At 68.7% G+C, this 18,329-nt stretch carries 22 protein-coding genes; 5 read left to right on the top strand and 17 right to left on the bottom strand.

Annotated features, from left to right (window positions below):
* Positions 1–8 precede the first annotated feature (8 nt).
* Both G7043_RS10240 and G7043_RS10235 read right to left on the bottom strand, forming a co-directional pair.
* Entirely contained in the window at positions 9–1,826 is a 1,818-nt protein-coding gene (locus G7043_RS10240; RefSeq protein WP_166045332.1) for an ABC transporter ATP-binding protein, read from the bottom strand.
* Positions 1,823–3,598 carry an ABC transporter ATP-binding protein gene (locus tag G7043_RS10235; RefSeq protein WP_313887785.1) on the bottom strand — a complete coding sequence of 592 codons (1,776 nt, stop codon included), beginning with the start codon at positions 3,596–3,598 and terminating at the stop codon, positions 1,823–1,825. The genes G7043_RS10240 and G7043_RS10235 overlap by 4 nt, the downstream gene beginning before the upstream one ends.
* 124 nt (positions 3,599–3,722) lie before the next feature.
* Here G7043_RS10235 and G7043_RS10230 point away from each other — a divergent pair, with 124 nt between their 5' ends.
* Entirely contained in the window at positions 3,723–3,947 is a 225-nt protein-coding gene (locus tag G7043_RS10230; RefSeq protein WP_242642090.1) for a hypothetical protein, read from the top strand.
* On the opposite strand, the gene G7043_RS10225 is transcribed toward G7043_RS10230, so the two are convergent.
* The 9 genes from G7043_RS10225 to G7043_RS10185 all read right to left on the bottom strand — a co-directional run bounded on the left by G7043_RS10225 (position 3,934) and on the right by G7043_RS10185 (position 8,974).
* Positions 3,934–4,356, bottom strand: a complete 423-nt coding sequence (locus tag G7043_RS10225) for a hypothetical protein (RefSeq protein ID WP_166045330.1) — start codon at positions 4,354–4,356, stop codon at positions 3,934–3,936. The genes G7043_RS10230 and G7043_RS10225 overlap by 14 nt on opposite strands.
* Positions 4,322–4,522 carry a hypothetical protein gene (locus G7043_RS10220; protein WP_166045329.1) on the bottom strand — a complete coding sequence of 67 codons (201 nt, stop codon included), beginning with the start codon at positions 4,520–4,522 and terminating at the stop codon, positions 4,322–4,324. Before G7043_RS10220 ends, G7043_RS10225 begins: the two co-directional genes overlap by 35 nt.
* An 8-nt stretch (positions 4,523–4,530) precedes the next feature.
* Positions 4,531–4,836, bottom strand: a complete 306-nt coding sequence (locus G7043_RS10215) for a hypothetical protein (protein WP_166045328.1) — start codon at positions 4,834–4,836, stop codon at positions 4,531–4,533.
* Positions 4,837–4,886: 50 nt separating this feature from the next.
* Positions 4,887–5,306: a hypothetical protein gene (locus G7043_RS10210; RefSeq protein ID WP_166045327.1), complete on the bottom strand. Its 420-nt coding sequence runs from the start codon at positions 5,304–5,306 to the stop codon at positions 4,887–4,889.
* The gene (locus G7043_RS10205) at positions 5,300–5,710 is read right to left on the bottom strand and encodes a hypothetical protein (protein WP_166045326.1); all 411 of its coding nucleotides are present in this window, start codon (positions 5,708–5,710) and stop codon (positions 5,300–5,302) included. The genes G7043_RS10210 and G7043_RS10205 overlap by 7 nt, the downstream gene beginning before the upstream one ends.
* Before the next feature lie 64 nt (positions 5,711–5,774).
* Positions 5,775–6,086: a hypothetical protein gene (locus tag G7043_RS10200; RefSeq protein ID WP_166045325.1), complete on the bottom strand. Its 312-nt coding sequence runs from the start codon at positions 6,084–6,086 to the stop codon at positions 5,775–5,777.
* 40 nt (positions 6,087–6,126) lie between these two features.
* Positions 6,127–7,083, bottom strand: coding sequence for a septation protein SepH (sepH, locus tag G7043_RS10195; RefSeq protein WP_166045324.1), 957 nt, complete (start codon positions 7,081–7,083; stop codon positions 6,127–6,129).
* 101 nt (positions 7,084–7,184) lie between these two features.
* The gene (locus G7043_RS10190) at positions 7,185–8,318 is read right to left on the bottom strand and encodes a sensor histidine kinase (protein WP_166045323.1); all 1,134 of its coding nucleotides are present in this window, start codon (positions 8,316–8,318) and stop codon (positions 7,185–7,187) included.
* The gene (locus G7043_RS10185; RefSeq protein WP_166045322.1) at positions 8,315–8,974 is read right to left on the bottom strand and encodes a response regulator transcription factor; all 660 of its coding nucleotides are present in this window, start codon (positions 8,972–8,974) and stop codon (positions 8,315–8,317) included. Before G7043_RS10185 ends, G7043_RS10190 begins: the two co-directional genes overlap by 4 nt.
* 89 nt (positions 8,975–9,063) lie before the next feature.
* Here G7043_RS10185 and G7043_RS10180 point away from each other — a divergent pair, with 89 nt between their 5' ends.
* The 4 genes from G7043_RS10180 to G7043_RS10165 are packed head-to-tail and all read left to right on the top strand — an operon-like array spanning position 9,064 to position 12,393.
* Positions 9,064–9,570 carry a hypothetical protein gene (locus tag G7043_RS10180; protein ID WP_166045321.1) on the top strand — a complete coding sequence of 169 codons (507 nt, stop codon included), beginning with the start codon at positions 9,064–9,066 and terminating at the stop codon, positions 9,568–9,570.
* On the top strand, positions 9,567–10,604 hold the full coding sequence (locus G7043_RS10175) for a peptidoglycan-binding domain-containing protein (protein ID WP_166045320.1): 1,038 nt from the start codon (positions 9,567–9,569) through the stop codon (positions 10,602–10,604). The genes G7043_RS10180 and G7043_RS10175 overlap by 4 nt, the downstream gene beginning before the upstream one ends.
* Positions 10,601–11,251: an ABC transporter ATP-binding protein gene (locus tag G7043_RS10170; protein WP_166045319.1), complete on the top strand. Its 651-nt coding sequence runs from the start codon at positions 10,601–10,603 to the stop codon at positions 11,249–11,251. The genes G7043_RS10175 and G7043_RS10170 overlap by 4 nt, the downstream gene beginning before the upstream one ends.
* Positions 11,251–12,393, top strand: a complete 1,143-nt coding sequence (locus tag G7043_RS10165) for an ABC transporter permease (RefSeq protein ID WP_242642089.1) — start codon at positions 11,251–11,253, stop codon at positions 12,391–12,393. The genes G7043_RS10170 and G7043_RS10165 overlap by 1 nt, the downstream gene beginning before the upstream one ends.
* 102 nt (positions 12,394–12,495) lie before the next feature.
* Here the strand turns inward: G7043_RS10165 and serC are convergent, their stop codons facing one another.
* From serC to G7043_RS10135, 6 genes are all read right to left on the bottom strand, one after another.
* Positions 12,496–13,623, bottom strand: a complete 1,128-nt coding sequence (gene serC, locus G7043_RS10160; protein ID WP_166045318.1) for a phosphoserine transaminase — start codon at positions 13,621–13,623, stop codon at positions 12,496–12,498.
* A 268-nt stretch (positions 13,624–13,891) separates the two neighbouring features.
* Positions 13,892–14,776, bottom strand: a complete 885-nt coding sequence (locus G7043_RS10155; RefSeq protein ID WP_166045317.1) for a hypothetical protein — start codon at positions 14,774–14,776, stop codon at positions 13,892–13,894.
* A gap of 164 nt (positions 14,777–14,940) precedes the next feature.
* Positions 14,941–15,543: a response regulator gene (locus tag G7043_RS10150; RefSeq protein ID WP_166045316.1), complete on the bottom strand. Its 603-nt coding sequence runs from the start codon at positions 15,541–15,543 to the stop codon at positions 14,941–14,943.
* Entirely contained in the window at positions 15,540–16,595 is a 1,056-nt protein-coding gene (locus tag G7043_RS10145) for a sensor histidine kinase (protein ID WP_166045315.1), read from the bottom strand. Before G7043_RS10145 ends, G7043_RS10150 begins: the two co-directional genes overlap by 4 nt.
* Positions 16,574–17,371 (bottom strand): ABC transporter permease, encoded by a 798-nt coding sequence (locus tag G7043_RS10140; RefSeq protein WP_166045314.1) that lies wholly within the window; start codon positions 17,369–17,371, stop codon positions 16,574–16,576. The genes G7043_RS10145 and G7043_RS10140 overlap by 22 nt, the downstream gene beginning before the upstream one ends.
* Positions 17,368–18,192, bottom strand: coding sequence for an ABC transporter ATP-binding protein (locus tag G7043_RS10135; RefSeq protein ID WP_207310919.1), 825 nt, complete (start codon positions 18,190–18,192; stop codon positions 17,368–17,370). Before G7043_RS10135 ends, G7043_RS10140 begins: the two co-directional genes overlap by 4 nt.
* Positions 18,193–18,329: the final 137 nt, after the last annotated feature.

Raw genomic sequence — 18,329 nt, 5'->3', positions numbered from 1 at the left:
CCTCAGGCCTAGGCGAGCGAGTCGCGCCAGGCCGTGTGCAGGGCCGCGAAACGGCCCCGCTCACCGATCAGCTCCTCTGGGGAGCCGTCTTCCACCACAATGCCACCATCCAGCACCAGTACGCGGTCTGCGATCAAGACCGTCGACAGGCGGTGGGCGATGATGAACGCCGTCCGGTCGGCCAGCACTGTTTCCAGGGCGGCCTGGACTGCGCGTTCGGTGGGGACGTCCAGTGATGATGTTGCCTCATCGAGGACCAGTACGGCTGGGTCGGCCAGGAAGGCGCGCGCGAAGGCGACCATCTGGCGTTGGCCCGCGGAGAGGCGGCCGCCTCGTTTGCGGACGTCCGTGTCGTAGCCGTCGGGGAGGGCGGCGATGAACTCGTGCGCGCCCAGTTCGGCGGCTGCTGCCTCGATCTCGGAACGGGATGCGGACGGGCGGCCCAGGGCGATGTTGTCCGCCACTGAGCCGGAGAACAGGAAGTTCTCCTGGGTCACCATCGTCACTGCCCGGCGCAGGTCCGTGTCCGCCACGGAACGCAGGTCCACGCCGTCCAGCAGCACGGAGCCTGCGGACGGGTCGTAGAACCGGCCGACGAGCTTCGCCACCGTGGTCTTGCCGGCGCCGGTCGCGCCTACCAGGGCCACGGTCTGGCCCGCGGGCACGTCCAGGGAGAAGCGAGGAAGCACCTGCCGGGAAGTGCCGGGGTAGCTGAACTCGACGTCGGCGAACTTGATGGCTCCCCGCGCGTGCGGCAGGGCCACCGGTGCCGCGGGTTCCGGGACGGACGGTTCCTCCTCCAGGATGCCGGAGATCTTCTCCAGCGCGGCCGTGGCCGAGGAGTAGGAGTTCGCGAACATCGCCAGCTCGTCGAACGGGTCGTAGAAGCGGCGCAGGTACAGCATGAACGCCGCCAGCACGCCCAGTTCCAGGGCGCCGCCCACCACTCGGTAGGCGCCCCAGGCCAGCACGACGGCCAGGGACACGTTGCCGATCACCCGGATCGTGGCGACGAACGTGGCCATCACGCCCAGGGCGTCGGTGTTCGCGTCGCGGAACTGGCCGTTGAAGCCCTTCATGATCTGCTCGTTGCGGGGCTGGCGCCGGAACGCCTGCACCGCGCGGATGCCGTTCATGGACTCGACGAACTGGATGATGATCTTCGCGATGGCGCCGCGCGTGCCCCGGTAGGCCTCCATCGAGCGGCGGCGGAACCAGCGCCAGATGAAGTACAGCGGCAGGAAGCCCGCCACCACGACGGACGCCAGCGGGGCGTCCAGGTAGAGCAGGATGATCGCGATGCCCGCCACCGACAGGGCGGCGTTGAACAGGCTGTCCAGGCCCTCTTCCAGCAGGTCCTGCAACGCGTCGACGTCGCTGGTCAGGCGGGAGATGACCTTGCCGGACGTGTAGGACTCGTGGAACCCGACCGACAGGCGCTGCGAGTGCCGGAAGATCCGCCCGCGCAGGTCCAGGACCAGGTCCTGGCCGACGCGGCCGGAGATCCGCAGGAACGCCCAGCGCAGGAACGTCGTCAGCACCGCGCAGACCGCGTAACCGGCCACGCACCACACCAGGACCCACGCGCCGCCGCTCATCGCAGCCGGGATGCCCTTGTCGATCGCGGCGGCGATCAGCAGCGGGCCCGCGAGGTTCGCGAGGTTGCCGCCGATCACCGCGGCGACCGCCAGTGACGCCAGGCCGATGTGCGGGCGCAGCAACGAACCCAGCAGCTTGCGGGAGCGGGCCTGCAGGCGCAGGCCCGTCGAGTGCGAGATCTCCTCGATCTCCTCCGCGGCGACGCCGCGCCACTGTTCTTCACTCACGACGCCACCTCCTCTTCCACGATCTCCTCACTGTCCATGTTGGACAGAAGGCGCCGGTATTCCTCGTTCGTCTCCAACAACTCCCGGTGCGAGCCGATCGCGGCGATCTTTCCGTCGACCAGCATCGCGACGCGGTCGGCGAGCTGCACCGTCGACGACCGGTGTGCCACGACCAACGCCGTGACGTCGTGCAGCACCCGGCGCAACGCCCCTTCCACCTCGGCCTCGGTGTGGACGTCCAACGCGGACAGCGGGTCGTCCAGCACCAGCACCGACGGCCTGCCGACGACCGCTCGGGCCAGCGCCAGCCGTTGCCGCTGACCACCGGACAGCGACAGGCCCTGCTCGCCGATGCGGGTCGCGAGACCCCACGGCAACGCGTCCACGAACTCCTCGGCCTTGGCCACCCGCAACGCCTCGCGGACCGCGGTCTCGGAGACGTCCGGCACGCCCAGCCCGACGTTCTCGGTGACCGAGGCGGAGAACAGCACGGGTTCCTCGAACGCCGTGCCGACCACCCGCCGCAGGTCCTCGAGCGACAGGTCCCGCACGTCGGTCCCGTCGATCGTGATCCGGCCACCGGTGACGTCCGCGAGCCGCGGCACGAGCGCGGTCAGCGTCGTCTTGCCGGAACCGGTCGCGCCGACCAGCGCCACCGTCTCGCCGGGACGCAGGTCCAGGTCCACCCCCGACAGCACCTCGTTGCCGTCCTCGAACGCGAACCGCACGCCCTCGAACCGAACGTGGCCGCGCAGCGGCGTCGGCAGCGGCGCGGGCGAGGCGGGGCTGGTGATCGTCACGGGGGAGTCGATGACCTCCCAGTAGCGTTCCAGCGCCGACGCGGCCTGGTTCGTCTCCGCCAGCAACCAGCCGATGGAGTCGATCGGCCAGCGCAGGTACGCGCTCACCGCGACGGCCGCGACCAGCGTGCCGACCGTCATCCAGCCGTTCACGATGCCGATGGCGCCGACGCCGAGCATGCCCGCGATCGACAGCTCCGGCAGCACGATCAGCACCGACCACAACGCGGCCAGGATCGAGACCTTGTGCAGCTCGGTCGCCCGCAGCTCGCGGGCCTGCGCCAGGAACCGCTTTGACAGGTCAGGCCCGCGCCCGAACGCCTTGAGGACCCGGATGCCGAGCACCGACTCCTCGACCGTCGTGGTCAGGTCGCCGGCCTGGTCCTGGGCCCGGCGCGCAACGATCTTGAACTTGGCCTCGAAGAAGTACGAGATCACGATCAACGGCAGCGCGCCGCACAGCGACACGATCACCAGCCACGGTGAGAGCGCCGCGATGATGCCCAGGCCGATCAGCACGACCACGGTGTTCACCATCAGGAAGATGACCGCGAACGCCACGAACCGCCGCACGGTCGTGAGGTCGTTCGTCGCGCGGGACAGCAGCTGACCGGACTGCCACTTGTCGTGGAACGCCACGGGCAACCGCTGAAGGCGCTGGTACAGGTCGAGCCGCATGCGCGCCTCGACCTCGGCGGCGGGCCGGGCGACGATCTTGCGCCGGATGTAGAACAGGCCGGCCTCGCTGAGCCCGAGCACCAGCACGCCCAGGATCAGCCACGGCAGCAGGTCGGTCTGCTTGTTCTGGATCGAACCGTCGACGATGCGCTGAGTGAGCAGCGGGATGCCGAGACCGCACAGCATCGCGAGCATCGTCGCCGACAGCACGACAGCCATCCGTGCGCGGTGTGGCCGCACGTACGGCCACAACCTCCGCAAGGTCCGGATCGTCGAGTTACGTTGATCGCTCACGCGGTGAGCCCCCTCCAGGTCGTCTCCAAAGTACGAAGTACGACCGACAGTCAGCATCCGGTTTTTCTCCCCACCGGAGCCTGCTGTCTCGACTTAGGTCGAGGTCAAGGGCACGATGACCACCATGACGCGGTTTCTGCGAACCGAGCAGACGATGGCGTTTCCACACGGACGGCTCATCGCTTCACACGAAGGAGCGAACTACGTGCTGGCGCCCGACGGCTGGGACCACCTGGCCGGCCCGAGGCCTCGGCACGCGATGTTCGTCACCCGTGAGGAGGCCGAGGACTGGTGTGAACGCGAGGGCTGGGACCTGCACCTGCTGGACGAGATCCCTATGCCCTCTTGAAGGTGGCCAGGCCGACCAGCCCGTAGGCGACGGCGGCCAGCAACGCCTCGGCGTGGTGCCGGTTGGTGAACCACCCGAGGACGGGCTCGTGCACCTTGAAGTAGAGCCCGAGGCCCAGCACGATCGGCCCGAGCAGGATGATCGGCCACACCGGCCGCACCCCGAAGATCCACAGGATCGGCCCGGCCAGCACCAGCGAGGACACCAGCGCGAGCGGCAACCCGATCAGCACGAGCAGCAGGAACGTCGACATCGACGTGCTGTCGAGCCACGACTTCAGGAAGCCCGACTCGTACGCCCACGTCCACCCGAGCACCAGCCCTGCCCCGACGGCCATCGACAGGACGACCCGGAACAACAGCCGGCGTCCTGTCCTACCCGTCTTGCCCGCGGTGCTCTGTTCGGTCACGCCGTCCACCGTAACGAGCGGTCACCTCGGCAGCCAAGGCGTAGCCGACGGCCGCCGCGATCGCGACCACGAAGATCGCGCTTTCCGCCGGCAGCTGAATTTGCACGAACACGGTGACGGCCAGCAACACCGCCGCCCCCACCAGTGCCGCCGTCGCCGTCCTCATGCGGCCGATCATGCTGACTTGCCGGAGACCTCGCCATGAGCAGAACCACTCGACCGCCGGCGCCAGATCACCACCGCTGCCGGCCCGAAGGCGACCACCGGCACCGCGACGGGCACGAAGTCGCCACGCAGCGTTCCGAGCACCCCGCACAGGATCAACAACAGCACCCAGCACAGGCAGCCGAGCGCGATCGCGTCGTCGGAGCCGGTCCGTCTGGTCAGCTGGAACACCACGAACACGAGCAGGCTCGCGATGAACGCCCAGAGCAGCGACCAGCCGATCGCGTAGGCCGGCGTGAGGACGTCCGGAAACATGTCGCACGGCTCACCCTTCATCGGGCAGTCCGGAAAGGCGATCGACCGATTCACCGCGCCCTTGCCCTCAAAATCTCCCGCCACGGCCCGAACCCGGTGATCACACCGGCCACCGCGAACGCCGTCGCCGGCACCGCGAGCGCACCGATCAGCCCCCAGGACCCGCGGACCGTCAGGAGAGCGATGACCAGCAACGTCCCCGGTACGACCACCGACCACGGCCGGGGCTGGTCCCGCAGCTTGAGCAGCCAGACGTGCAGCAACGCCGTCCCGATCAGCCCCACCAGCAGCACGACGGGCACCAGCAGAATCCCCTGCTCAGCGGACTCACGGACCACGCACTCCCGGCGCTCCCACGGCTTCGGGGTCACGAACCCGCAGAACCCCAGGTACAGGCCGACCAGGGCCGATCCGGTCCCCACCGCGCCCAGCAACCCGGCGATCGCGCCCATCACCGCACGCGTCACCACGCCCGCCTCCGGCCCGTGCACAGAGCGGCGATCGCGTAGGAGGCACCCGCCGCGGCCAGGTACCCGGCCGCGAGGAACTCATGGCCTTCCTCCTGGTACATGCCGTCCGCGTTCATCCTGAGGTAGATGACCGCCAGGATCAGCACGAACCACAGGCCGCTGCCGATCCCGGCCACCCACCAGCCGCGTTCCATCCGCAGCAGCCGGAACCCCGTGTAGACCAGGGCCGCGGCGACGATCATCCAGAGCGAGAAGCCCAGCCCGAACGTCTGCACGGGCGGGGTACCGCATCCCCTGCGGCCGGGGCCTTCGTAGCAGTACCGCGTGAGCGCTTCGAGAGACGCCACAAATCCGATGCCGGCCAACGTTCCGGCGACGGCCCCCACGACCGTGCGCAACAACATGCGCAAAGAACTATCCGATCACCGCGCGAAGGAGGGCGATCTGCACAGATCCTCTACAACACCTTCACCGCGTCGCCGTGAGCACGGCGATCAACGAGTACAGCGCGGCGAACACCGCGAAGCCGAGAAAGGGCTGGCCGAGCAGGAACACCATGGTCGTCACGGCCATGAGGGTCGCGGGCACGGCCACCAGCCATGCCCGCGACACCTTCAGCGAACGCAGTGCGAACCCGCCCAGGACCGCCCCGGCCACCGCGAAGACCGGCAAGGTCATCACGAAGGCGCCGAGGCAGCCCCAGTCTTCGAACGTGCAGACCGCGCCCGAGCTGATGAGCTCGAACACTCCCCACCAGGCCAGCCCGAGGAATGCACCCACTCCGGCAGCCAGCGCGACACGGCGTCCCACTGGGCGTCAATCAGCGGTTCGACCGCACTCCCAGTAAAACGTCCTCCCACGAAGGGACGATGGGGTGGTTCTTCTTCCCCCGCTTCGGAGGAGGGTCCTTGCGCACCGGCTTCTCGGCCGCGGGCTCCTGCTCCTTCTTCACCGGTGGTGCAGGTGGGGCAGGCGCGGGCTCCGGCTCGGGCTGCTTCTCCTGTACCGGCTTCTCGGCCACCACCGGAGCGGGGGCCGGGGCCGGAGCCGGCGCGGGTGCCGGGGCAGGAGCCTGCGCCGGAACGGACACGGGCTCCTCCGCGATCGGTACCGCGGTGGGCAGCACCGGAGTCGCCTCCAGCGCCTGCCGCGCCAGCTGCGTCACCGGCCGCACCGTGCGCAGAGTCCGGTTCGGGTTCGGGTCCATCAGGTCGACCGCGGCGTCGTCCAGCGCCGTCACCGTGCCGCCCTGCGCACCGGGGTGGAACGCCCAGTGCGCACGGTTCTCCGAGCGCCCGGTCTTCCAGTGCAGCTGCACGATCCAGCGGCCGTCGTCACCGCGCCACGCGTCCCACGAGGTGTCCGAGAGGTCGTGTCCGCGCAGGCCGAACGAGTGCGCGACGACCTCGCCGAGCGTCTGCACGTCGGGCCCGTCCTCACGCACCGGGTGCGCGCGCTGGGCCAGGTCGGCCGTGCGCGAACGCTCCAGCAGCACGGGGTAGGCGAAGCGCTCGATGCGGTGCGTCGGCATGCCGGCGGCAGCCGCGACCTGCTCGATCGACTCACCCGCGCGGATGCGGGCCTGGATCTCCCGCGGCCGCATGAGGGCTTCACCCGACTCGATCTGCATCTGGCCGAGGCGCGCCAGGTCACCGCGCAGGGCCGCCCGAAGGCGCTCGTCAGCGGGGAGCGTGAAGCGCTCGCCGCGGTTTTCGGGGTCCTCGAGGATGACGGACTTGCCGTCCTCGTCGAGCCCGATGACTCGCAGCGCTCGCATCGTGGCCTCCCTGAATTCGCACCTCGCCAGCAGACAACGTTAGGACAACGAGCCGTCCAAGGGTGGGAGACTCGCCGATATCTCAACGTGATCTTGCCAGTTCACGAGGGCTGTCGCACTCCCGTTTCCGGAAGGTTCACCTGGACCACCAGACCGCCTCCCCCGTTCGGACGAGCCTTCACCGACCCCTGATGGGCCCTCGCGACGGACTGCACGATCGACAGTCCGAGGCCGGAGCCAGCGGTTCCGACGCGGTCACGCAGCCGCCGGAACGGTTCGAAGAGACCCGGCACGGCCTCCGCGGGCACGGTCGGCCCGGTGTTCGAGACCACGAGTTCTCGACCAAGGCGGACTGACACGGTCCCGCCAGGTTTGTTGTAGAGCACGGCGTTGCGCAACAGGTTGCCGATGAGCTGGGCCAGCAGCACCGGATCGCCCTCGACGAGGTACGGCCGCACCGACACGTCGAAGGTGACCTCCTTCGACGCCGCCAGCGACGCGCACGACTGGACCTCGTCCTCGATCGTCTCGTCCAGCCACACGAGCTCCCGCGTGGCCAGCCCGCGGTCACTGCGCGCAAGCAGCAACAACCCGTCGATGAGTTTCTCGCTGCGCTCGTTCGTGTCAAGCAGATGCGCTCCGAGACGGCGGATCTCGTCCGACGCGTCGGGAGCGCCCAGCGCCACCTCGATCAACGTCCGTTGCACGGCCAACGGCGTGCGCAGCTCGTGCGAGGCGTTCGCGACGAACCGCTTCTGGCTGTCGAACGACGACGCGAGCCGGTCGAGCATGCCGTCGAAGGTGTCCGCGAGCTCCTTCAGCTCGTCCGGCGGCCCGTCCAGCTCGATCCGCTGGTCCAGCCGCGTCGCCTCCAGCCTGTGCGCGGTCGTGGTGATCGAGTGCAACGGCGCCAGCACCCGTCCGGCCACCACCCAGCCGAGCCAGACGGCGATCACCGCCGCCACCAGCAGCGCGATGATCGACTGCCACAGCACCGTGCTCATCGTGCTTGCTTTCAACTGCTCGCCGGTGACCACCACGGTGTCGGCGGGCAGCTGCGCGGCCTCGATCGTCGCGTAGGACCCGTACGGATCCGTGGGAAGGGCCCGCGCGGCCACCGCCCCGTCCATCGGCATCCACTCGGCGAGCAGCCAGTAGTTCAGCGCGATGAGCGCGACGCCCGCGATCAGGAACACCCCGGCGTACCAGGCCGTCAGCCTGGTCCGCAGCCTCACGAGCCGAACCGGTAGCCGGCACCGGGCACGGTCTGGATGACCTGCGGCGCGCCCAGCTTGCGGCGCAGCGTCATCACCGCCACCCGCACGGCGTTGGTGAAGGGGTCGGCGTGCTCGTCCCAGGCCTTCTCCAACAGCTCCTCCGCGCTCACGACGTTGCCCTCGGCCCGCATCAGCACCTCCAGCACGGCGAACTCCTTCGGGGACAGCGGCAGGAACTTCCCGTCCCGCGACGCCTGGTGCCGGGGCAGGTCCAGGGTCACCCCGGCCCGCATCAGCACCGGCGGCAGCGCGGGCCGGGCGCGGCGGCCCAGTGCCTGCACGCGCGCCACCAGTTCGGCGAACGCGAACGGCTTGGTCAGGTAGTCGTCGGCGCCGAGCCCGAGGCCGGCGACCCGGTCGTCCACTTCGGCTGCCGCGGTCAACATCAGCACCCGTGCCTCGCCACCGGTCGCGTGCACGGCCTTGCACACGTCGTCACCGTGGACGAGAGGCAGGTCGCGGTCCAGCACCACGACGTCGTACGCGTGCACCCCCACCCGTTCCAACGCCGCTTCGCCGTCGTAGCAGACGTCGACCGCCATCGAGAACCTGCGCAACCCCTCGGCGACCGTGTCCGCGAGCAGCTGTTCGTCCTCGACCACCAGCACGCGCATGACACCTATTTTCCGCTTGCCGCGGATAAGCGCCGGATAAAGGCTTTCGCTTAGCGCCGTCGAATGACGTCCTCCGTAGACCTGTCGCCGTGAAGAAAACCATCCCAGTGCTGATCGCCGTGCTGCTGGCGCTCGTCGCCTGTGGCAGCAAGCAGGACAACGGCGGTGCCAAGAAGGACGACACGGGCGACATGGTCAAGTTCGCCCAGTGCATGCGGGAGAACGGCATCGACATGCCGGACCCGGAGGACGACGGCAAGGGCGGCGTCATGATGCGGGCGATGCCGGCCGACGAAGCCGGCGGCGCCGACGGCCAGGCGGGCAAGTTCGAGACCGCGCACAACGCGTGCAAGCAGCACCTGCCCAACGGTGGCGAGTTCAAGCCACCGTCGCCCGAGGAGCAGGACAAGATGCGCCAGCAGGCGAAGTGCATGCGGGACAAGGGACACAACTGGCCGGACCCGGAGTTCGACGGCAACGCCAAGGGACAGGCGATCGAGCTGCCGGACATGGACGACGAGAAGATCAAGCAGGACATGAAGGACTGCGGCATGGAGTTCCAGATGGCCGGCACCGCCGCGGTGGAGGGGAAGTGAAGCGCAAAATCATCATCACCGCGATCATCGCGGCCGTCCTGCTCGGGACCGGCGGCGTCGTGGTCCTCACCAGAGTCGCGTCGAGCCAGGCGAACGCCGAGCCGCCCAAGGCCGAGCCGTCCAAGACGGCCCCGGTGAAGAAGACCAACCTCGCGGACCAGCAGTCCATCTCCGGGCAGCTCGGCTACGGCGCGGAACGAGCGCTGGCCGGCCGCAAAGGAGGCACGATCACCGGTCTGCCGGAACAGGGTTCGGTCGTCGCCCGCGGCAAGCCGCTGTACTGGGCGGACGCGAAGCCTGTGCCGTTGTTCTACGGCTCGCTGCCGCTCTACCGCGACCTGGAAGCGGGCGTGCCGAACGGGCCCGACGTCAAAGTCGTCGAGGAGAACCTCGCCGCCCTGGGGTTCCAGGACTTCGGCACTCCCGACGAGAAGTTCACCTCCTACACCGCCTCCGCCATCAAGAAGTGGCAGAAGGCACTGGGGCTGGAGCAGAACGGAAAGCTCGGCCAGGGCGACGTCGTGGTGCAGCCCGGCGCGGTCCGCGTGTCGGCGCTCAGCGCACAGCTCGGCGCACCGGCCGCCGGTGACCTGATGAAGGTGACCGGCACCGAACGCGCCGTCACCGTCGAGCTCGACACCAACAAGCAGCGCCTCGCGAAGGTCGGCGAGAAGGTCGAGCTGTCGATCCCCGGCGGCAAGCCCACCACCGGCACCATCCAGTCCGTCACCAAGACCCCCGGCAACGGCATGGACCAGAAGCCGAAGCTGGTGCTGACCATCGCCGTGGACGACCCGGCCGCCGCCGAGGGCGTCGACTCCGCCACCGTCTCGACGGTGTTCACGGTCGGCAAGAAGCAGAACGTGCTCGCCGTGCCGATCGGCGCGCTGCTCGCGCTGGCCGAGGGCGGCTACGGCGTCGAGACCGAGGACCGCAGGATCATCAAGGTCACCGTCGGCCTCTTCGCCAAGGGCCAGGTCGAGGTCACCGGGGAGGGCCTGCGGGAGGGCATGAAGGTGGTGACCACCGAGTGATCACCATCGACCACGCCTCGCGGACGTATCCCGGTGGCGTGCAGGCGTTGCGGGACGTGTCGCTGACCGTCGGGGGCGGCGAGATGCTCGCGATCGTCGGGCCGTCCGGCTCCGGCAAGTCCACGCTGCTGCACCTGATGGGCACACTGGACAAGCCCACGACGGGTCGCGTCGAGATCGATGGCCACGACGTGTCGTCGTTGTCGGACAACGCTTTGTCGGCGCTGCGAGCGCGCACCATCGGGTTCGTCTTCCAGCAGTTCTTCCTCACCGACGGGCTGTCGGCGATCGAGAACGTCGCCGCCAGCCTGGTGTACGCGGGCGTGCCACGGCACAAGAGACGGGCTTTGGCGATGTCCGCTTTGGACAGAGTCGGGTTGATCCACCGGGCGTTGCACAAGCCGCACGAGCTGTCCGGTGGTGAACGCCAGCGCGTCGCGATCGCCCGTGCGGTGGTGAACACGCCGGGGATCCTGCTGGCCGACGAGCCGACCGGGAACCTGGACACCCGCAACGGCGCCGGTGTGCTGGAGTTGTTGGAGGGTCTCAACTCCGACGGCACCACGGTCGTGCTGATCACGCACGACCGCGACGTGGCGGCACGCGCTCCGCGTCGCGTCGAGGTCCGCGACGGGGTGATCGTGTGATGGACCTGCTGCGCCTCGGGTTCTTCGGGATGCGCACCCGCCCGATGCGCGCCGTCCTGTCCGCGCTGGGCATCGCGATCGGCATCGCCGCGCTGGTCGCCGTGATCGGCATCCCGGCGTCGAGCGGGCAGGCGTTGCGCGACAAGCTCGCCACCCTCGGCACGAACCTGCTGACCGCCGCGCCCGGCCAGACGTTCGGCGGCAGTGAGGCCAAGCTGCCGGAGACCGCGGTGCCGATGGCCCGCCGGATCGGCGCGGTGACGGGGGCGAGCGCGACCGGCGGCATCTCGGCGAACGTGCGCAAGACCGACCTCGTGCCGTCCAGCGACACGCTGGGGCTGCGGGTCGCGGCGGCCGACGAGGACCTGCTGAAGGTGCTGGAGGCCAAGGTCGACAAGGGTCGCTGGCTGGAGTCCGGCGAGAAGACCATCGTGCTCGGCTCGACCGCGGCGTCCCGGCTCGGCATCGACCGCGTCGGCGCGCAGGTGTGGATCGACGGGCAGTGGTTCAGCGTCGTCGGGATTTTGGCGCCGCTGCCGTTGTCGCCGGAGATCGACCGGGCCGCGCTGATCGGCTGGGAGGCGGCGAAGGAGGCGTTCGGGTTCGACGGCAGCCCGAGCACCGTGTACGTGCGGACCGACAAGGAGCAGGTCGACACCGTCCGCAAGCTGCTCGGCCCGACGCTGAACCCTCAGCAGTCCAACGAGGTGAAGGTGTCCCGGCCGTCGGACGCGCTGGCCGCGCAGCAGATCGCGGAGAACAGCTACAACGCGCTCTTCCTGGGACTGGGCGGGGTCGCGTTGTTGGTGGGTGGCGTCGGCGTGGCGAACACGATGGTGATCTCGGTGCTGGAACGGCGCAGGGAGATCGGTCTGCGGCGGGCGCTCGGGGCGACCCGGCGGCAGATCAGGTGGCAGTTCCTCACCGAGTCGGTGCTGTTGTCCGGCCTCGGCGGCCTGGTAGGGGTGGTCGTCGGGATCGCGGTCACGGCTGGTTACTCGATCAGCCAGAAGTGGCCGGCGGCACTGCCCTGGCCCGCCCTGCTCGGGGGAGTGGGCGCGGCCGTGCTCATCGGCGCCATCGCCGGCGTCTACCCGGCGGTCCGCGCCGCGCGCCAGTCCCCGACCGAAGCCCTCGCCTGAAAGAGGAGGCGCACCGATCCGCCAGGGTGCGCCCCCGGCTGGAAATTGATGAGGCGAGCTTTCACAAACCTCAGGTTTGTGAAAGCTCCCCTCATCAAGCACTCAGAGCTGGCCGACCACCCAGTCGATGGCCTGGGTGAGGATGGTGATGTCGTTCGGCTCGATGGCCGGGAACATCGCGACGCGCAGCTGGTTCTTGCCGAGCTTGCGGTACGGCTCGACGTCGACGATCCCGTTGGCGCGCAACACCTTCGCCACGGTCGCCGCGTCCACGTCGTCGGTGAAGTTGATCGTGCCGACGACCTGCGAGCGGTCGGCGGCCTTCTCGACGTACGGCGTGGTGTACGCGGTCTTCTCGGCCCAGCCGTAGAGACGGTCGCTCGAGTCCTTGGTGCGCGCGACCGACCAGTCGAGACCACCGTTGCCGTTGATCCAGTCGATCTGGTGCGCCAGCAGGAAGAGCGTGGCGACCGACGGCGTGTTGTACGTCTGGTCCTTGGTGGAGTTGTCGAGCGCGGTCGGCAGCGACAGGAACTCCGGCACCCAGCGGTCCTTGAGCTCCTCGACGCGGGCCAGGGCCGCCGGCGACATCAGCGCGAGCCACAGGCCGCCGTCGCTCGCGAACGACTTCTGCGGCGCGAAGTAGTAGACGTCGAAGTCCTCGGCCTTGACCGGCAGACCACCGGCGCCGGACGTCGCGTCGATCGCGATGAGCGCGTCCTTCGAGCCCTCGATCCTGGTGACGGGCATCGCCACACCGGTCGAGGTCTCGTTCTGCGCCCAGCCGACCAGGTCGGCGCCCTCGGCGTAGAACAGCTCGGGCGCGGTGCCCGGCTCGGCCTTGGTGACCAGCGAGTCCTTCAGGAACGGTGCGGTCTGCGTGACCTTCGCGAACTTGCTCGAGAACTCACCGTTGGTGAAGTGCTGCGCGGTCTCGCGGACCAGGCCGAACGACGCCGCGTCCCAGAACGCCGTGGTGCCACCGTTGCCGAGCACGACCTCGTAGCCGTCGGGCAGCTGGAACAGCTCGCGCAGTCCGGAACGAACGCGGCCGACGAGGTTCTTGACGGGCTTCTGCCGGTGAGACGTGCCGAGCAGCGCCGCACCTTCGGACGCGAGGGCCGCGACGGCCTCGGGACGCACCTTGGACGGTCCGCAGCCGAAGCGGCCGTCGGACGGCTTGAGCTCGGCGGGAAGCACCAACGAGGTCGGATCGGCGGTCTGGGTCATGTGGTCACGCCTCCGGGGCGATCGGACTTGAAGTGGACCTGACCGGCGCCGTTGCCGGAGTTCACAGTGTTGCAGGCGGGTGGCCGGGGCATGTCGGCCGGGTGTCGTGGCTCACGCGGCGGTCGAGTTGATCATGACGAGAGAGTTTGTTACGGTCCGCAACCTCAACTCGCAAATGATCACGGAGGGTAACTTCAGTGTTGCGGATGTGTGCAGGTATGGGTGGGAACAGCGGTACCACGGACGAGGACGACTGATTCGCTGCTCGTCAGCGGTGTGAGACCGCACGCTGATCTTTTCTGAGTTCCAGCCGTGCGCCGACGCGATGGCGGACAGGCGGGTCGAACAGCTCCAGGGTGATCGATCGCGTGTTCAGGTCGTCCTGGTCTTTGCGCAGGTCGTAGCCCTCGTCGAGGGGGCCGATCGGTTCCAGGTAGGCATCGGTGCCCGTGGGCAGAACGACCCGGTACACCGCGTGCGCGACCGGTTGGGCGAACATGAGGGAGAACTCGTCCGGCGAGCCTTCCACGAGTGGCAGGCACTGCCTCGGCCAATCCAGTTCGACCGCGAACGAGATTTCGGAATCGTGCAGCGGTGGCTCGTGGAAGTGAATCACCGCTGCCAGTGTTCCGTCTCTGGGCCAGGACAGCGTCTTGTGCAGCGTTGTTCCGGGAGAGCCGTCCACGAGCACGTTGCGCACCGCCATCTTGACCTGGCGCCGATACTTGGCCGGCTGGGGCCAGCCGCAGCCGAACTTCAGGCGAACGAACAGCAGATCTGTTCCCAATGGACGAAGCTTGACCGTCACCTTTGTGCAGGCGTCACCTCGGTCGCCGATGACGGTGGTCTCCTTCCATTCGAGAATCTGATAGCCGGGCCGCGTTTTGTCTAGCTGGTTGCAGTAGCGAGACAGCAGCTCCTGCTGTGTCGCGAGTTCTCGCCGGTCGCTCCGGCGGTTCACCACCAGGGCGATTCCGGCGATCGTGACGAGCAGTACGACGGCGACCAGTGCGCCTGACTTGATCGCGGTGCTGCCGAGGGCCGCGCCCAGGAGCACGGCGAAAGACATGATGCCCACCACGGCTTTGGTCACTGCGGGCGCGCCGCGACCGTGGAGAAATTCCTCCAGGAAAAGAATCGTCTCTCGCAGCACCTGTCCCCCCGACTGATGTTGCGAACAGCGTCGACGACTGCCCGTGATAGTCGAATGAACAGATTGTTGCGCCGATGCCGAGTTCGCCGGGGGGTGGCACTCGAACGGCCGCCGGGCCGCTCGGCTCTTTCACCACTGTGCACTAATGCCGTGACGGCGGGGTGTTACTGCAGCATCCCGCGATCCATCGCAGTGGTGACCGCGGCCGTCCGATCGGACACGCCCAGTTTGTTGAACACCCGCAGCAGGTGAGTCTTCACGGTCGCCTCCGAGATGAACAGCGTCCGTCCGATCTCGACGTTCGACATCCCCTTCGCGACCAGCCGCAACACCTCGGCCTCGCGCGCGGACAGCGGCGGTGTGCGGACCTGCCCGACGACCTTCGCGACCATCGACGGCGCCAGCACTGTCTCGCCGCGCGACGCCGCGCGGATCGCCGCGATGAGGTCCTCCGTGGTCGAGTCCTTCAGCAGGTAGCCGGACGCGCCGGCCTCGACCGCGCGAAGAATGTCCGAATCGGTCTCGTACGTCGTCAGCACCAGCACGCGCGGCCCGGTTCCGACGATCTTCGCGGTCGCGGCGACACCGTCCATTTCGGGCATCCGCAGGTCCATCAGCACGACGTCGGGCTTCAGCAGGGCGGCCTGAGCGATCGCCTCGGCGCCCGACCCGGCGTCGCCGACGACCTCCAGATCGTCGGCGACGAGCATGCCCTTCAACCCCTGACGCACGACGGGGTGGTCGTCCACCAGCAGAATCCTGATCACAGCGGCACCTCCACCAGCACCGACGCCCCTTCGTCCGAAGACAACGAGAGCGTCCCGCCCACCTGTTCCAGCCGGGCCCGCATGCCGCGCAGCCCGAACCCCTCGGGCGCGTCACCGAACCCGCGGCCGTCGTCGCGCACCTCCAGCGAGACGCCGTCCTCGTCGAACCTCATCACAACGTCGACCCGCGTGGCCCCGGAATGCCGGACGACGTTGTTCAACGCCTCCTGCACGGTCCGCAGCAGCACCACCTCGGCCGAGGTCGTCAACGGCACGACGTCCCCGATCACCCGGAACGTCGACGGCAGCGCGACCCCGGAAATCAGCCGCCGCAACGCGTCTTCCAACGTCGAACCGTCCAAAGGTGACGGTGCGTTGGAGGCGACCAACGCCCTGGCCTCGCGCAGGTTCTCCCGCGCGGTCTGCAGCGCCAGCTCGACGTTCGGCTGCGCGCCCTGCAACAGCGTGATGATCGAGGTGAAGCCCTGTGCCAGGGTGTCGTGGATGTCCGCCGACCACCGCGCCCGCTCGGCCTCGATGGTCAGCGCCTCGATGCGCTCCAGCAGCTCACCGCGCTGCTGGTTCTGCTGCACGATCCGGGTGATCGCCCACCCGAACGCCTGGGAGAAGCCGATGATCAGCAGGGCCGCCGCCCACGGCAGGGAGGGCTCGTTGCCCGCCAGCCAGGTCAGGACCTGCGGCGTCAGCACGAACACCACCGTCGGGACGAACGCCCATCCGAGCGGCAGCACCATGTAGATCTGCGGGACCAGGCCGAACAGGGCGAAGGTCGCGTTGCCGCTGAACCAGACCGCCGGGGCGAAGGTGACCAGCGATCCGGCCGCGTAGACGAATCCGCGCCAGTCGTCGTCCCCGCGGACCACCAGCCGCCTGCCGTAGAGCACGAACCACACGCCGTTCAAGCACAACAACCCCGCCGCCGACAGGCGGTCGGCGAGGGTGCTGTTGTCGATCAGGACGAGCACGAGCGCGGTGACCTGCGTGATCGCGAAGAGCACGTACCAGGTGATCAGCTGGCGGCGTTGCTCCACTTGAAAGTCCTGCTCACGAGTACCAGGCCGCCGATCGTCCACGCTCCCAGCACCAGCGCGATCTTCCCGAGCTCCCATGATCCCGCCGCCTCCATGACCGCGTAGCCGTCGTTCAGTGCGAACACCGAGCGGAAACCCTGACACACCCACTTGAGCGGGAAGAGCGAACCCGTCACCCGCAGGGACTCCGGCAGCGCCGCCGTGCTGATGAAGACACCGGACAGGAACTGCAACACGATGTACGGCAGGTTCAGCACGCCCGCCGCGTTCCGGGTGGACTTCGCGATCGAGCTGAGCGCGACACCGATCAGCGAGCACGAGATGATGCCGAGCACGAAGACCCAGCCGAACGTGAACCACTTCTCGGCCGTCGAGGGCAGCTGCACGTCGAACCGCACGATCGCGACGATCATCAGCAGCACGGCCTCGACCAGGCTCGACACGAAGACCAGGATGATCTTGCCGATGAAGTAGGACGTGAACGGCATCGGCGTGCCGCGCAGGCGCTTCAGCGTGCCGTCCTCGCGGTCGGCCACGACGCTCATGCCCAGGCCCACGAACGACGTCGAGATGATGCCGGCGCCGATCATGCTCGCCGCGAACATCTGGCCCTGTGCCACTTCGCGCACGTAGACGGTGCCGAGCAGCAGCATCAGGATCGCCGGCAGCGACACCGTGAAGATGAGGTTTTCCTTCTGCCGGAAGAACTCCCGCAGTTCGGTCGCACCCCTCGCGAGACCGAGGGACAGGGTTCCGGGCAGCACCGCGGTGGTCATTTGATCAGCTCCAGGTAGACGTCTTCCAGCGACGGGCGGGTGATGGTGAGCTCGGCCAGCTCGCCGTTGCGGGACAGTTCGGCGATCGCCTTGGTGGGCTCCGAGGTCCTGATCTCGGTGTAGCCGCGGTCGGACAGCCATCGGACCGTGGCGTCGGCGTGCGCACGGCCGCCGAGCGTTCGCGGCGTGCCCTCGGCGACGATCCGGCCGCCGGCGAGCACGGCCACGCGGTCGGCGAGCGCCTCGGCCTCGTCCAGGTAGTGCGTGGTCAGCAGGATCGTGGTGCCCTCGGCCGCCAGCAGCTTGATCAGGCTCCAGAACTGGCGGCGCGCCTCGGGGTCGAAGCCGGTGGTCGGCTCGTCGAGGAACACCAGCTCGGGGCGGCCGATGATGCCGAGCGCCACGTCGAGCCGCCGCCGCTGACCACCGGAGAGCGTGCCGGCGCGGGACTTGGCCTTCTCGGTGAGCCCGACCAGGTCGATGATCTCTTCCGGGTCCCGCGGGTCGGCGTAGTACTTGGCGTAGTGGTGGACGGCTTCGCGCACGGTGAGCGTGGCGGCGTCCGTCGCGCTCTGCAGGACGATGCCGAGCTTCGAACGCCACTCGCGGCCGCCCTTGGCCGGGTCGACGCCCAGCACGCTGACCTCGCCGCCGTCGCGGTCGCGGTGGCCCTCCAGGATCTCCACGCTCGTGGTCTTGCCGGCGCCGTTGGGTCCGAGGACCGCGAACACCTCGCCTCGTGCGACGTCGAGATCCACCCCTGCCACCGCCTGGTGGCCCTTGTAGGCCTTCCGGAGGCCCCTCACTCGGATCGCGTTCATGGGGTAAATCCTGCGGTTTCGGACCCTCCACGCGGGACGACCGCACCGCTGACTCCGGTTGTCAACCGGTCGGTGGACACGCGGCCGTGTTTCGACCGTGTTTCCACTCCGCGATAGCGCGCTTTCGCGTGTTAGAA

The sequence above is a fragment of the Lentzea alba genome, from assembly GCF_011067745.1.
Taxonomy (GTDB): Bacteria; Actinomycetota; Actinomycetes; order Mycobacteriales; family Pseudonocardiaceae; genus Lentzea; species Lentzea alba.
This window is presented reverse-complemented; position numbering and strand designations above follow the sequence as displayed.

Coding starts and splice junctions, on each gene's coding strand:
- G7043_RS10165 (WP_242642089.1), top strand. CDS start 11,251: ATGGACCTGCTGCGCCTCGGGTTCTTCGGGATGCGCACCCGCCCGATG.
- G7043_RS10135 (WP_207310919.1), bottom strand. CDS start 18,192: ATGAACGCGATCCGAGTGAGGGGCCTCCGGAAGGCCTACAAGGGCCAC.
- G7043_RS10220 (WP_166045329.1), bottom strand. CDS start 4,522: ATGAGGACGGCGACGGCGGCACTGGTGGGGGCGGCGGTGTTGCTGGCC.
- G7043_RS10215 (WP_166045328.1), bottom strand. CDS start 4,836: ATGTTTCCGGACGTCCTCACGCCGGCCTACGCGATCGGCTGGTCGCTG.
- G7043_RS10185 (WP_166045322.1), bottom strand. CDS start 8,974: ATGCGCGTGCTGGTGGTCGAGGACGAACAGCTGCTCGCGGACACGGTC.
- G7043_RS10230 (WP_242642090.1), top strand. CDS start 3,723: ATGACGCGGTTTCTGCGAACCGAGCAGACGATGGCGTTTCCACACGGA.
- serC (WP_166045318.1), bottom strand. CDS start 13,623: ATGACCCAGACCGCCGATCCGACCTCGTTGGTGCTTCCCGCCGAGCTC.
- G7043_RS10205 (WP_166045326.1), bottom strand. CDS start 5,710: ATGTTGTTGCGCACGGTCGTGGGGGCCGTCGCCGGAACGTTGGCCGGC.
- G7043_RS10140 (WP_166045314.1), bottom strand. CDS start 17,371: ATGACCACCGCGGTGCTGCCCGGAACCCTGTCCCTCGGTCTCGCGAGG.
- sepH (WP_166045324.1), bottom strand. CDS start 7,083: ATGCGAGCGCTGCGAGTCATCGGGCTCGACGAGGACGGCAAGTCCGTC.